This window comes from Dyadobacter diqingensis (assembly GCF_024220585.1).
GTDB lineage: Bacteria > Bacteroidota > Bacteroidia > Cytophagales > Spirosomataceae > Dyadobacter > Dyadobacter diqingensis.
On the sequence record NZ_JAMXKF010000012.1, the window covers coordinates 88197 to 100839 of the forward strand.

At 43.3% G+C, this 12643-nt stretch carries 17 protein-coding genes; 6 read left to right on the forward strand and 11 right to left on the reverse strand.

Features of this window, described 5'->3' with window-relative positions:
• The first annotated feature begins 748 nt into the window (after window positions 1–748).
• A complete protein-coding gene (locus tag M1L62_RS25875; protein ID WP_254562553.1) occupies window positions 749–1150 on the forward strand; it encodes a hypothetical protein in 402 nt (133 codons plus the stop codon).
• Window positions 1151–1220: 70 nt separating this feature from the next.
• Here M1L62_RS25875 and M1L62_RS25880 read toward each other — a convergent pair whose 3' ends face one another.
• From M1L62_RS25880 to M1L62_RS25895, 4 genes are all read right to left on the reverse strand, one after another.
• The gene (locus tag M1L62_RS25880; RefSeq protein ID WP_254562554.1) at window positions 1221–1700 is read right to left on the reverse strand and encodes a GNAT family N-acetyltransferase; all 480 of its coding nucleotides are present in this window, start codon (window positions 1698–1700) and stop codon (window positions 1221–1223) included.
• A complete protein-coding gene (locus tag M1L62_RS25885) occupies window positions 1672–2331 on the reverse strand; it encodes an SDR family oxidoreductase (protein ID WP_254562555.1) in 660 nt (219 codons plus the stop codon). Before M1L62_RS25885 ends, M1L62_RS25880 begins: the two co-directional genes overlap by 29 nt.
• Window positions 2332–2452: 121 nt before the next feature.
• Window positions 2453–2845, reverse strand: coding sequence for a hypothetical protein (locus tag M1L62_RS25890; RefSeq protein ID WP_254562556.1), 393 nt, complete (start codon window positions 2843–2845; stop codon window positions 2453–2455).
• 72 nt (window positions 2846–2917) lie between these two features.
• Complete coding sequence (locus M1L62_RS25895; RefSeq protein ID WP_254562557.1) at window positions 2918–4276, reverse strand: acyl-CoA dehydrogenase family protein; 1359 nt, start codon at window positions 4274–4276, stop codon at window positions 2918–2920.
• A 260-nt stretch (window positions 4277–4536) separates the two neighbouring features.
• On the opposite strand from M1L62_RS25895, the gene M1L62_RS25900 reads away from it, so the two are divergent.
• Window positions 4537–4737 carry a hypothetical protein gene (locus M1L62_RS25900; RefSeq protein ID WP_254562558.1) on the forward strand — a complete coding sequence of 67 codons (201 nt, stop codon included), beginning with the start codon at window positions 4537–4539 and terminating at the stop codon, window positions 4735–4737.
• A gap of 84 nt (window positions 4738–4821) precedes the next feature.
• On the opposite strand, the gene M1L62_RS25905 is transcribed toward M1L62_RS25900, so the two are convergent.
• Both M1L62_RS25905 and M1L62_RS25910 read right to left on the reverse strand, forming a co-directional pair.
• Window positions 4822–6576 carry a glycoside hydrolase family 9 protein gene (locus M1L62_RS25905; protein WP_374760325.1) on the reverse strand — a complete coding sequence of 585 codons (1755 nt, stop codon included), beginning with the start codon at window positions 6574–6576 and terminating at the stop codon, window positions 4822–4824.
• Window positions 6577–6585: 9 nt separating this feature from the next.
• Window positions 6586–6780, reverse strand: a complete 195-nt coding sequence (locus M1L62_RS25910) for a hypothetical protein (RefSeq protein WP_254562560.1) — start codon at window positions 6778–6780, stop codon at window positions 6586–6588.
• A gap of 184 nt (window positions 6781–6964) precedes the next feature.
• On the opposite strand from M1L62_RS25910, the gene M1L62_RS25915 reads away from it, so the two are divergent.
• Window positions 6965–7816, forward strand: a complete 852-nt coding sequence (locus M1L62_RS25915) for a pirin family protein (protein ID WP_254562561.1) — start codon at window positions 6965–6967, stop codon at window positions 7814–7816.
• A gap of 122 nt (window positions 7817–7938) precedes the next feature.
• On the opposite strand, the gene M1L62_RS25920 is transcribed toward M1L62_RS25915, so the two are convergent.
• From M1L62_RS25920 to M1L62_RS25935, 4 genes are all read right to left on the reverse strand, one after another.
• A complete protein-coding gene (locus M1L62_RS25920; protein ID WP_254562562.1) occupies window positions 7939–8349 on the reverse strand; it encodes a Dabb family protein in 411 nt (136 codons plus the stop codon).
• A gap of 36 nt (window positions 8350–8385) precedes the next feature.
• The gene (locus M1L62_RS25925; protein ID WP_254562563.1) at window positions 8386–8802 is read right to left on the reverse strand and encodes a PIN domain-containing protein; all 417 of its coding nucleotides are present in this window, start codon (window positions 8800–8802) and stop codon (window positions 8386–8388) included.
• 30 nt (window positions 8803–8832) lie between these two features.
• A complete protein-coding gene (locus M1L62_RS25930; protein ID WP_254562564.1) occupies window positions 8833–9000 on the reverse strand; it encodes a DUF6364 family protein in 168 nt (55 codons plus the stop codon).
• 77 nt (window positions 9001–9077) lie between these two features.
• Complete coding sequence (locus M1L62_RS25935) at window positions 9078–9629, reverse strand: DUF1697 domain-containing protein (RefSeq protein ID WP_254562565.1); 552 nt, start codon at window positions 9627–9629, stop codon at window positions 9078–9080.
• Window positions 9630–9718: 89 nt separating this feature from the next.
• On the opposite strand from M1L62_RS25935, the gene M1L62_RS25940 reads away from it, so the two are divergent.
• Window positions 9719–10165 (forward strand): cupin domain-containing protein, encoded by a 447-nt coding sequence (locus M1L62_RS25940; protein WP_254562566.1) that lies wholly within the window; start codon window positions 9719–9721, stop codon window positions 10163–10165.
• Window positions 10166–10168: 3 nt separating this feature from the next.
• On the opposite strand, the gene M1L62_RS25945 is transcribed toward M1L62_RS25940, so the two are convergent.
• Window positions 10169–10987, reverse strand: a complete 819-nt coding sequence (locus M1L62_RS25945) for a hypothetical protein (protein ID WP_254562567.1) — start codon at window positions 10985–10987, stop codon at window positions 10169–10171.
• 184 nt (window positions 10988–11171) lie between these two features.
• On the opposite strand from M1L62_RS25945, the gene M1L62_RS25950 reads away from it, so the two are divergent.
• Together M1L62_RS25950 and M1L62_RS25955 are read left to right on the forward strand one after the other, a co-directional pair.
• Window positions 11172–12314 carry a DEAD/DEAH box helicase gene (locus M1L62_RS25950; protein ID WP_254562568.1) on the forward strand — a complete coding sequence of 381 codons (1143 nt, stop codon included), beginning with the start codon at window positions 11172–11174 and terminating at the stop codon, window positions 12312–12314.
• Window positions 12315–12332: 18 nt separating this feature from the next.
• Complete coding sequence (locus M1L62_RS25955; RefSeq protein WP_254562569.1) at window positions 12333–12638, forward strand: rhodanese-like domain-containing protein; 306 nt, start codon at window positions 12333–12335, stop codon at window positions 12636–12638.
• The last annotated feature ends 5 nt before the right edge of the window (window positions 12639–12643 follow it).

The following is a 12643-nucleotide window of genomic DNA, read 5'->3' on the forward strand; positions in this document are numbered from 1 at the left end:
AATCCCGAAGGGATGATAGTATTATAGAAAAACCAATAACCCAGCATCCCGTAACCCCGAACGGGTGACACAACATGCACAACAAATTAATGAATCGAGCGATCGCTACAAGATACGCCGCCCTTTCAGGGCTTAAATAACTGGGCTTAACCCATCTTTTGCTATAATACTGTCAGCCTTTCAGGCTTGAATAAAACCGGATCCATAGAAAATCTCGCCAATCCCGAAGGGATAATAGTATTATAGAAAAACCAATAACCCAGCATCCCGTAACCCCGAACGGGTGACACAACATGCACAACAAATTTATGAATCGAGCGATCGCTACAAGATACGCTGCCCTTTCAGGGCTTAAATAACTGGCTTAACCCATCTTTTGCTATAATACTGCCAGCCTTTCAGGCTTGACTAAATAGAGATCCCTTGAAAATTGCGGCAATCCCGAAGGGATGAAAGTGTTATAGAAAAGTTAACATCCCTCATATCGGATAACCCGGAACGGGTGACACAAGACCGCCTAAACAACTGCAATGCCGACGACAATCAGGCACGAGGCCAATCACGAAATAAATTCTAAAATATTTTCTCTTCCGCATTTCGCGGCCATTCTTCTCATAATAAACCTGTTACAAAACTTCAAAAACTCCAACTTAATCTACTTTAATTCACTTAACAATCGTTAACATATCCCAATTAAACCTATGTCGGCGATATGCCTCTAACCTACGAAACTTAAAAAACTACTACCATGAAAAAGATACTTTTTGTAGCCGCAATTTTAGCACTTGGTTTTACTAACGCATCAGCGCAATACGGAGGACGTGACCGCGATTACCGCGACGATAACTACCGGAACAACCCACGGGAATACCGTGATTATGGAATCAACGGTTTACAGCGGGAGGCACGTGAGCAGATCTCAATGGGTATTCGTCGTGGAACCTTAAACTCCCGTGAGGCAGCCATTCTTATGAACGAATATGACCGCATTGCCGAACGCGAAAGAAGATACAGCGCTCATGGACGTCTTTCTAACAGAGAAGCACGAAAATTGACCGAAGATCTTGAAAGATTAATGGCCGACACCCGCAACATGAGCCACAGACGTGGTGGCGATGGCTGGGCAAGAAATCCAAGAGGAAGATATTAAAAATCAGTTGAAGGTTTAGGTAATGTAAAAAAGCATTTCTCGGTTTGAGAAATGCTTTTTTTATATACAATCAAAAATATCTGACAAGCTTCACGTGTGATTTCTTAAACCCTTCTTTCTGATAAAACCTATGTGCATTTTCCCTGACATTATTGGACGTAACCTCAATCTGCTGCGCTGACTTACTTTTTGCAAAAACAACCAGTTGTTCCACCAGCGCCTTGCCTATTTCCTTTGAACGATGTTCTGGTCTGACATACATTTCCTGGATCTCGGCCACCATGCAAACATGATGCAGCAAAGGCTGCACATGACAACTTCCCATACCAACAGCTTCACCATCAAGATCGGCAATCAGATAACAGATATGGTCATTTGCCAAATTCCGATGGAAAACGTAGTTGAAGTCCTGTCTGTTTAGTGATTTGCTTTCGAGATCACAGATCATATGATAGACAGTTTGTTCATCATAAAGGGTTGCCAGACGAATATGAAGTGCTGCGGAGACCATCAATAATGATTTAGAACTGCTGCAATTCAGCAGAATCATGAACAAATAAACCTTTTTGCGGAAGCCGGGCCAGATTCACCATAGCATTGGCCACTTTTCCGGCCTCAATAGCAGCATATTTTTTCAACGGCCCGATCATAATCGGGTTAACAATCCGCGACAAAACTTCGCCGATTTTTTCTCCCAAACGTGTTTCGCCTCTATCACCCAGCAATAACGAAGGCCGTAAGATATGAAGCGTATTAAATTGCAGATCGGTCAGCTCCTTTTCTACTTCTCCTTTTACACGGTTATAAAAAATCATCGATTTGGAGTCCGCGCCCATGGAAGTCACAATAAGATATTTATCGGAACCATTAAGCTTGCCCGCCCTGCCAACCTGCACGGGATAAAGAAAATCAACTTTTCGGAAACCTTCTTCCGATCCGGCCTTCTTGATTGTCGTTCCGAGACAGCAGAAAATGTCATCCGCTTTGACCAGCGACGCATCCGGATTATCGAAATCGAAGAAAATTTCGGTGAGTTTTTTGTGCTGAATTCCTGTTGCTTTCCGGGTCAAAATTTTAACCTCTTTATATACATCCGAATTCAGTAAATTTTGAAGTACTTGTTTACCGACAAGCCCGGTTGCTCCTGTTAATAATGCAGTTTTAAGTGTTGGGTTAGTCATAGCATAACGTTTAGAAAATGCAATTTAAAAGGATAGCGTCAAGTTGACAACTATCTCGCTAAATCTATTCTTAACGCTTAAAAATGAATGAACAGCATATCACAAGTGCGACGGCATAAAATTATTCCGGCCAGATCACTTTTCTTTTGCCACCAGTCCCCCAGATGTTGTCCTGATATTCCCGAAGTTCTTCCTGAGAATAACTGCTCATGTCAAGCCGGGAGCCATCGCAGAAATAACTTATGCAACCGATGCACGACATATAACTGACATAATAATTAAAAACAGGCCGACCTTTTACTTCCACGAGCGTGATGGTGGTGATGTTTTGCTCTTTTTTAGCTTTCACATCCTCAATGATTTTTTTCAGCCAGGGCAATTCGTTAACCGGGTCTTTGATATCACAGACATCAACTTTTGCTCCTTTTGCCTCGTCCTTGCTGTCCGCGTTGACGCTATCTTTTTTGCAGGAAAAAGCAAAGAGCACTACAATTAAAATCAGAAAAGCTCTCATCGTATTTTTGTTTAGGGATAATTATATGACACCAGTTTTATATAAAGCGTTGGAAAGCAGTATATAAATAATTTACACGAACGCACTTTCACCCGTTATCGCCCTTCCGACAATCAGAGAATTTATTTCCTTTGTGCCTTCATAAGAATAAATCGCCTCTGCATCGGCAACAAAACGGGCGATATCGTATTCAAGCAAAATACCATTTCCGCCAAAAAGTTCGCGCGCGTGATCTACTATCGAACGCATCCTTAACGTACAGAATACCTTCGCCAGCGAAGCATGTTCGTCGGTAAGCTGTCCGCCATCCTGCAATTGCGAGAGACGGTAAACCATCGTCTGCATCGCTGTAAGATCGCCAAGCATAGTGACCAGTAAGTCCTGAACCAGCTGAAAACCGGCGATTGGGCGGCCAAACTGTTTTCTTTCCATAGTATATTTCAGAGCCAGCTCATAGGCCCCGCGTCCGCAGCCCACGGCCTGCCAGGCAACACCGGCACGTGTCATTCGCAATACATTGGCGGTGTCTTTGAAAGAATTGGCATTTTGTAAACGGTCAGATTCCGGCACTTTACAATCCGTTAAGGTGATCAAGGCGTTCTGCACCGTTCTCAGCGCCATTTTATCCTCCATCTTTTTAGCTTCGAAGCCCGGATTATCTTTTCTTACGATGAATCCTTTCACCTGATTATCATCCAGATTGCGTGCCCAGATTATTGTAATGTCAGAAAAAGTAGCATTTCCAATCCATTTTTTCTGTCCGTTCAAAACCCATTCGCCATCGATTTTCTTACACGTCGTAGTTAATCCTCCGGCAACTCCTGAGCCCACCTCGGGCTCCGTTAATCCAAAAGCACCGATAACTTCCATTTTTTGCATGATCGGAAGCCAGTATTGCTTTTGTTCCTCGGAGCCGCAGAGGTAAATGGAACCCATCGCGAGCCCGCTGTGAACCCCGAAAAATGTAGAGATTGAAGAATCTACCCGCGCCATTTCCATGGCCAGAAAACCTTCCAGCAACGCTGACTTACCTCCGCAACCGTATCCGTGATAAGTAAGTCCGCAAATATTGAGTTTGGCCATCAACGAAATGATGTGCATTGGAAAATGTGCTTTGTTCCAATACTCATTTGCAATAGGGCGAATTTCGGTTTCCATGAAATCCCTCACTTTTAGCAAAATTTCCCTTTCCTCGGCTGTCAGCGTTTTGTCCAGTTCATAAAAATCGCCGTTAACGGGTGGTTTTTCTTTCTTCTTTCCACTGCCGGCCTGAAGTAGTTTCAGCATCTTTCCCAGATCCTCATCATCCATTTTGGAAACGGTTGCCATCAATTTGTTCAGGTCCACTTTCTTCGAAAGTTTGATCACTGCATTTAAATCAATGGTTTTTAAAAGTGTTCGTATCTGTGAAAGTGATTCTAATAAACCCATAAGATTAGCTTTTTAGTTGCTGCATGATGACTTATGTAAAAGGAGAAGCGACATCAAATCTATTCCCCTTCGTGAAATGAATATCGTCAGCAGATAAGTTGCGGTATCTTAGGTTAATAACTTTCCCCAAACTTTTTAACGATTCGTCCCTCCATCCAAAGTGTAGAATTTTATAACCATCCCGTGTTATCCCCTCCCTTTTTCTTCGAAAATCATAACGGTATACATTTTGAACAGGATTTCAAAAAAGCACTTCCGTCATGAGCAAGGAAAACAAAAATAAAAACGTGGAAGGCGGGTCCCCTTCCCGATCGGGGCCTGACGACGATACTCTTCAAAGCGATGACAGCAAAAAACCGTCGAAGCAGATCAAGCAGGAAGCCATACGGCAATCTGAAAGCGAGAATATGACGCACAAAAGGGGTTATAATGAAACCGATCCCAAAGTACCGGTAAAGTAGGTCAGGAAGTAATCACATGAGTTCAAACCACCAGGACAAAAATGGCGCTTTTTGAGGCGCCATTTTTGTTAATCTTCTTATATTTCACTTCCCCGACAAAGCTTCCACAGCTACCGCGAGATAGACAAACGGCGCGTTCCAGTTAATCGCGATTTCATTGGATGCGTAGGAACAGTCCGCATCGACAAAAGATTCGTCTGCAAATTTATTCGGATAACCTTCGCATTTGTCCTGCTGTCCCGGATTGGGGCCGCCGGATAAAAGTCCGGGCACAGGTTCCGCAATGCCGTCCGCAATGGAAGGACGGTGGTGCGGATGCAAAACCTGTTTGGACCCAAAACCTGTCAAAAAGGAATAACCGGTTGCATTTCTTCCGAGCAGATAATCCAGGTTTCCCAGTGCTCCGTTCAAATATTTTTTGTCCTTCGTCAGCTTGTAAGCCTGTATCAGAGCAATTCCCTGATTAGCTGCAACCGCACTGCTTCCCCACGCGTAATCCCTGGCCGTTTTCCCCATAACCGTATGATAAGGCTGAGTATTCAGGTCGGCCAGCAAATCATCCGAAAAATTAATCACATTCTTTTTGATCGACCGCAGATACTGCTGATCCACGGGCCCCAGCAGATTTTCATTTCTCAATATCGTGTAATAGGCCAGCGCTTTCACCTGGCTCCACGACGGCAGCGGCATGGGTTTATGCGTTTCAAAAGATAAATTTTTAAGGTAATCCTCGTTCTTCGTAGTGATATACATTTCAGCCGCCGCCCATATCCACTCGTCCGTTCCGTCTTTGTCCTCATACCCACCCGTGACCACATCCGGATCCAGGTTTTTATTCATTTCATTCTGTCGATATTCCAGCGTCGGATTTCGTTTGGCCCAGGCCCATCCCTTCAAGGCCGCAGTTTTGCAGGAGTCAGACAAGCCCGGCAGTTCCCTTTCAAATCCCTTAAAAACCCTGCTCGCCTGCGCCATTACAGCAACAAAATCAAGGGTGGCTATTGTGTTTTTTTGTACAACGTAACGTGGATTTTTACAGGCATCCGGCATAATCATACCATCAAACCGCGGATTGGTTAATTTATGATAAACACCGCCGTCATTCGGATCTTGCATGGTAAGCATCCAGCGAAGGTTCCACAAAACCTCATCAAGCAGATCAGGAATGGCATTTCCACTCTCCGGAATATTGGTATTCAGCGTTTTGAAATACCCTGGAAAATCCTCGTAAACAGAGAGCAGCGTCGCCATCGTAATCCCCGAATTCACAATGTATTTGTTATAGTCACCCGCATCGTACCAGCCACGCGGCGAACTGATTACCGTCATTTCGGGTCGTTCGGGAGAGGCAGCAGAAGGATGTATTAAAATTTTGTCATCAGGATGTCCCGCCGCACGTGCCCATTTCCCGGCAAATTTTTCCGGCAAGGCAATCGAAGCGCGTTGATAATAGTAACCGCGAATGGCCGCAACCGCAACATTTTTATGTACCTCAGGTTTTATCTCAAAAGGGTATGAAGTCTCGATCGTCGTTACTTCAAGGACATAATTTCCTTTTTTTTGAAAGGAAGAAAAATCCGCAATCCGGCCTTCCTTACCCGAATACTGGCTTTTCCTGCTTTCTCCCAATTTCCCTTTAAAAACAACTTTTTTGGATTTAACGTCTTTCAGTACAAATTCCTGTCCGCCGTTTCCCAGAACCACTGCCCTTTTTTCTGCCTCAGGATAAAATCCTACCTGATTCAAACGTATCGGTTCAGATGCTGTTTGAGCCAAAGTCAGCCTGGCGAATAAAAGCAGGGCGAACGAACTGTAAAATAATTTTTTCAATACAATCATGTTTAATCGTTAATAAACCTGTATGATAAATTTCAGATCCCTTTTATTTTGAAGTCGACTGATCGTTTCCGGTAATAACTCCTTGCTTCCCAACCCCATCGCAATCAGGATAGGAATTTTCCACTTTCCGCTCACGACGTCCAGTGCATCACGCACCGGCAGAATCATTTCCCGGCACTCAGGATGGTCGTTAATTTTTAACATGTCACTAACACCAAGTATAGCGCTATACTATTGTATACTACTTACGATTGTATAGTTATTATTCCGAAATTTGTATTGTCAATTTGGAAAGAGACAAACATACGGGTTGTCAACACTGAACAAAGTAGAGTTGCAGAAATCCTTACTCATATCCAACTGACCTTAAAAGCTAAAACACAAAACCATGAAAAGCAGGGAAATATCGAAAGTCGTATTCGCAAGTGAACACGCCATGGGAGAAATCATGGTAAGACAGCCGCTTCCATCGCAGAAAGTAGATTATCTGGATCCATTTGTATTGTTGCACCACGCAGAAAATGATGTACCGGAAGACCTTAATCTCAGACATTCAGGCGTTGGCCCTCACCCACACCGGGGATTTGCTCCTGTTACCTTTGTTTTCGAGGGAGGAATTTACCATCAGGACAGCCGCGGGAACACCGGGACTGTTTTCACCGGCGGCGTGCAGTGGATGCATGCCGGCATGGGAATTATTCATAGCGAGCGGCCATCCGTGAGCGGGCACCAGGAATTTATTCAGATGTGGATCAATTCGCCTGCAAAACATAAAATGGATCAGCCAACCTATTATCCACTGACCGCCGAAAATACGCCGCAGGTATGGAGCGATGATAAAAAAATTAGGCTATCCGTCGTGAGCGGGAATATTCTGGGAGCAAAAGGTCCGATACCCACATTAAGCCCGATTAACTCAGCGATGATATGGGGCGAAAAGACCGGGAAGGTTTTTATTCCATTTAAAGCCAGCCATAACGCTTTTATTTACGTGCTGACCGGGAAAGTAAAAATTGGAGATCAGGAAGTTTCGGCTCAAAACATGATTGTACTCGATCATGACGGCGAAGGTGTTCAGCTGGAAATACTGGAAGATACCAAAGTGCTTTTCATGAGCGGCGAACCTATTGGCGAGGCCATCATCGCACAAGGACCTTTTGTAGTCAATCACGAGATCCAGATCACAGAAGCTTACCGGGACTACCGGATGGGCAAAATGGGGATTCTGATTGAAGAATAAAAGCTTAGCTATCGTTTCATATGATAAAAAACCGGCGGAATAACCGGGTTGATACAGTTATGGGCTTCGAACCCAAAACTGCGTCAACCGGGTAATTCTGCCGGTTTTATTGTCTTGATTAACTAAACTTTTTTCGGTCCCACAGAATCATAAATGACCACCTTTTCCCAAAGATGCGCGTAATTGTTCCTGAATTCATCGTGAATCGGATGTGTCTGGTATAACTCCTCCTCGATGATATTATCGAAAAAACACATCCATGAAAAACTATAATCTTTAACGATTACCGAACGGCTTGTGGGCGCGGGTTTGCCGATGTTCACATATTTGATATGCGGAACTTTGGCCAGTTTTTTTAGCCCTTCCAGCAATTTCGCTTCGTCCTGCGCATTGTTTGGATCTTTCAGATAAAAAAGGACATGGTGTATAAAAACTTCCTTTACCCTTTCCGGTTCGGCAGCCACCGGTGCCACTGCAACCAAGGAAGCCAGTCCGGCATTTTGCAAAAATTTACGTCTCGATGAATCTTCCATAATTTGGGTGTAAACGAATTGATAATGGTATGGGTATTAGCCCCTGATATTCAAAAAGCTTTGGGGAGTTAAGACCGCAATAGTACTTGATTTGTAATCTTTAACATTCCGGGTAATCACGGCATTGATTCCTCCGTAATCAACGGCTGCAAAGTTTTGCAAAGAATCTTCAAAATCCGAAAAAGTGGAGTTGAGGGCCTGTAAAACAACAGCCTTGTCCATCGCCAGAACATCCGTTATATAAAATAGCTGTTTTAACTGATCTACCACAAATTGATGGCTGGCGGTTTTTCTCAGGATATCATATGCATTGCTGTAAATAACCGGAGTGACAAATCCTTTAATTTCCCCTGATTCACATAATGCCAGTATTTTAGCAGCGTCCTCTGAAAAAGGCTGACGATCAAAGAAAAAATCTAAAATGACATCGGTATCAATTAATACGTTTTCCACGTTACTGATATTTTTCTGTCAAACTTTTTTTCAGTTCCTCTTTATAGTCAGTTCCGTTTCATCGTGCGGAGAAGCCGCTGTCACCGCTTTTAAGTAGTTTTCGACAAGATCTGACAGACTTCGACCTTCCTGCCGGGCATATTGTTTTGCCTTATCGACAATAGCGTCATCAATTGTTAATGTCAGTTTCGTATTCATCGTTTTCCGGGTCTGATGTATATGCAATTTACAATTTTACACGTATAAAAACATCCTCTAAAATACGTGTAACATACTCAGGCATCCGGTGTTACCATCCTCACCAGCTCATTAACCGTTTTCCAGTTTCGCGTCGTCGCTGTTACTTTCAGTTTCTTTTCGAAAAAGTTGTTGTTGAGTTTTGTGTTTCCGTAACCCGTGGGACAAAAAAGATATATGGCCTTCCCCTCCACGCTCCATTCATCGGGCAAAAACTCGCCAGTTTCCTTTAATTTGTCCACAAGAACTTTTTCCGGCTCCTCGCCCAGAAAAGTAACATGAAGTTTCAACACATCTTCACTCCTGTTTTTCAAAAACGGGTTATGCTGTTGAATCCGGGTAAGTTCCATTTCATCAAGGACAATGACGGGTACATCAAAGGAAAATGTTTTTTGAATTGCGTTATGAATTCGTTCTTGCAGCGCTTTATCGTTTTCCGGTTTCGTGCTGAACGCCACATTTCCGCTCTGTATATAGGTTTTCACATTTTCGAAATGAAGGTCCTCAAACATTTTTTTGAGCTCAGTCATTTTGATCAGGTTCCGGCCACTCACGTTGATTCCCCGTAAAATTGCCACGTATGTTTTCATAAGCTTTTTCAAAATTTTGCAGGAAAGTATAAAGGCTAAAAGTTTGTCTTCTAAGTACTTTACGAACCGACTTATCAGATCCCAATACGATGATAACGAAAAGAGACCTTTCTGTTGCAGCCATTACGATGGGCCTGACATTAACCTTCGTCATTGCAAATTCAAAAATCAACAATCTCGATTCCTCCATTTATGACTGGAACGATATTGCTGTCAAAGAAACCAAAGTCGGTGCAGTACGAACATTCTTTCGTTCCCCAACTGCAACCCTCGACGAGCTCGAATGCCACGTCACAACGCTAAACCCGAATGAAACCTCCCATCCTCCGCACAAACATCAGGAAGAAGAAGTGATCATCATCAAGGAAGGTACGCTGGAAGCTTTGGTCAATGGCACGATGAAACGTGTCGGGCCGGGATCGGTCATTTTTCAGGCGTCAAACCAGATGCATTCCATCCGTAATGTTGGTGCCACGCCGGCAACTTATCACGTGTTCAGCTGGCATTCACCGGGAACGATGAAATCCGTTAAATAATTATTAAAACCGGAAACCGAAGTTAAAAGCAAACTCGCCTGTTACCCGCATTCCATCGTTATAATAATTGGAAGACGAACTTGCCCGGTCCAGATAACGCATTCCCAGTCCACCATTTAAGCCGAGGTTTATTTTGGACGTGATCTGGAAATTCAGGTAATTGTTGATGATCAGCCCGAGACGAAAACTATTTCGTTCCTCATAATCATAATACCCGCTAGTGCCGGTTGGAACATACCGGCTATCTCTGTCCTTGTTAAAACCGAGCATAATATTTGGCCCCACGGCATAAGTAACTTTCCGCTGCCCGAATGGATAAATTTTCACCCCGGGCGATACGTAGAAATTAGTATAATAATGATTGCTCAGGTCAATGCTTGAACTGTAAACACTGTACTCTTTAAAGATAAAAGCCACGGGTAAGATAATACCAATATACTGGTTTTCGCCAACCAGCCTTTCATAGCTAAAACCAAGACCCGGACCGGAATCAAGTGCTTTAAAGGGCGAAATTGTTAAAATATTTCTACCATAATCCGTGCCATAACTTCGTCTGGCAGGCTCTTCTTTTTTAACCGAAGCGCGTTCAGAAATTACAAAAACCTCTCCGTTTGCAAATTCTATACGTTCCAGTTCTGCCTTGCGGATTACAAATTTGGCACTGTTTGGATCCTGACTGGTTTGATAGCGTATCTCCTTAACACCCACTTCCGTAACCTTACCTTCAAGGATACGCCCGTTTCGCTTGATCAGTTTATCCTGCGCATGTGAAGACAACACAAAGACCAATAATAATATCAGAGACAATAAAATCCTTTTCATGACTGTCGGTTTTAAATGGCTAATGTTACGCAAAGCTATGACAAATCGGTGACATCGAATGTAAAACATAATGAACGATAAAAATAGTATCTCTGTTATCCGTACAACCTGAAAAGGTTTCTTAATACTATTTCGGCTCTGTTTATACTTAAAGCTATACACATGGGCAGCTTAAAACAACCAAATGACATTTCAAGAATTAAACCTCATTGAGCCGATTAGAAAGGCTCTGACAGAAGAAGGATACACCACTCCCACCCCAATCCAGGCAAAAGCAATCCCTATTATATTGCAACACAGAGATTTGCTGGGTTGTGCGCAAACAGGTACCGGAAAAACAGCAGCTTTTGCTATTCCGATGCTTCAGATATTAGAAGAAAAGGCGAAGACAAGACATGAAAAAGGCCCGATCAGAGCACTTATTCTGACACCAACGCGTGAATTGGCTATCCAGATCGGAGAAAGCTTTGCAGCTTATGGCCGGTTTACCAATATCACACATACCGTTATTTTTGGTGGTGTTGGTCAAAAACCGCAGACAGATGCGTTGAGAAAAGGTGTCGATATCCTTATCGCAACACCAGGCCGTTTATTGGACCTTATCAATCAGGGTTTTGTACATTTAAAACAACTTGAACTTTTTGTTTTGGATGAAGCAGACCGTATGCTGGATATGGGTTTTGTGCATGATGTAAAAAAGATCCTGCGCTTGCTTCCTGCAAAACGTCAGTCGTTGTTTTTCTCTGCAACGATGCCGCCTGTTATCATGACGCTTGCCGATACGATCCTGACAAATCCTGCAAAAGTTGAAGTGACACCCGTTTCTTCAACCGCCGATACGATTAAACAATCGGTGTTTTTTGTTGATAAATCAGACAAGAACAGCTTGCTGCTGCATATTCTGAAAGATGATAACATTGCTACGGCGCTTGTTTTTACGAGAACAAAACATGGTGCTGATAAAGTGGTAAAAGTTTTGCGTAAGGCTGGTGTGACATCAGAAGCCATCCACGGCAACAAATCGCAGAATGCACGTCAGAATGCATTGAAAAATTTCAAAAGTCAGGTGACCCGTGTACTTGTCGCAACGGATATTGCCGCGCGTGGTATCGATGTGGACGACCTGACGCACGTGATCAACTACGAAATCCCGAATATCCCCGAAACTTATGTACACCGCATCGGTCGTACAGGTCGTGCGGGAGCCAAAGGAACAGCTTTTTCTTTCTGTGATTTAGACGAAAAAGCATATCTGAGAGATATTCATAAACTGATCGCCAAAAACATTCCGGTTGTTAAGGATCATCCTTACTCCAACGGACGGTAATTTCAGTTGAGCCGACTTATGTACAAAAATACATATTCCGATATAAGCATGGCCCAGATGAATGAACTTCGTCAGCAACCCGATTCTGTGGTCGTTGACGTGCGTGAAACCTGGGAATTTGAGGAGTTTAACGAAGGTGGAATCAATATTCCCCTGGCAGAAATAAGACAGCAGAGAGATCTGCTGTCACCTTATAAAAACATTATTGTGCTTTGTACAAATGGTGTACGAAGCAAAGTAGCAGCACTGGACTTTTGCAGGGTGCCCGAATGGCATGAAAAGAAAATCTTTCATTTGCATGGTGGGATTCTGGAAACGGAGTAGCTAAC

Coding starts and splice junctions, on each gene's coding strand:
- M1L62_RS25875 (WP_254562553.1), top strand. CDS start 749: ATGAAAAAGATACTTTTTGTAGCCGCAATTTTAGCACTTGGTTTTACT.
- M1L62_RS25880 (WP_254562554.1), bottom strand. CDS start 1,700: ATGATTCTGCTGAATTGCAGCAGTTCTAAATCATTATTGATGGTCTCC.
- M1L62_RS25885 (WP_254562555.1), bottom strand. CDS start 2,331: ATGACTAACCCAACACTTAAAACTGCATTATTAACAGGAGCAACCGGG.
- M1L62_RS25890 (WP_254562556.1), bottom strand. CDS start 2,845: ATGAGAGCTTTTCTGATTTTAATTGTAGTGCTCTTTGCTTTTTCCTGC.
- M1L62_RS25895 (WP_254562557.1), bottom strand. CDS start 4,276: ATGGGTTTATTAGAATCACTTTCACAGATACGAACACTTTTAAAAACC.
- M1L62_RS25900 (WP_254562558.1), top strand. CDS start 4,537: ATGAGCAAGGAAAACAAAAATAAAAACGTGGAAGGCGGGTCCCCTTCC.
- M1L62_RS25905 (WP_374760325.1), bottom strand. CDS start 6,576: ATGATTGTATTGAAAAAATTATTTTACAGTTCGTTCGCCCTGCTTTTA.
- M1L62_RS25910 (WP_254562560.1), bottom strand. CDS start 6,780: ATGTTAAAAATTAACGACCATCCTGAGTGCCGGGAAATGATTCTGCCG.
- M1L62_RS25915 (WP_254562561.1), top strand. CDS start 6,965: ATGAAAAGCAGGGAAATATCGAAAGTCGTATTCGCAAGTGAACACGCC.
- M1L62_RS25920 (WP_254562562.1), bottom strand. CDS start 8,349: ATGGAAGATTCATCGAGACGTAAATTTTTGCAAAATGCCGGACTGGCT.
- M1L62_RS25930 (WP_254562564.1), bottom strand. CDS start 9,000: ATGAATACGAAACTGACATTAACAATTGATGACGCTATTGTCGATAAG.
- M1L62_RS25935 (WP_254562565.1), bottom strand. CDS start 9,629: ATGAAAACATACGTGGCAATTTTACGGGGAATCAACGTGAGTGGCCGG.
- M1L62_RS25940 (WP_254562566.1), top strand. CDS start 9,719: ATGATAACGAAAAGAGACCTTTCTGTTGCAGCCATTACGATGGGCCTG.
- M1L62_RS25945 (WP_254562567.1), bottom strand. CDS start 10,987: ATGAAAAGGATTTTATTGTCTCTGATATTATTATTGGTCTTTGTGTTG.
- M1L62_RS25950 (WP_254562568.1), top strand. CDS start 11,172: ATGACATTTCAAGAATTAAACCTCATTGAGCCGATTAGAAAGGCTCTG.
- M1L62_RS25955 (WP_254562569.1), top strand. CDS start 12,333: ATGTACAAAAATACATATTCCGATATAAGCATGGCCCAGATGAATGAA.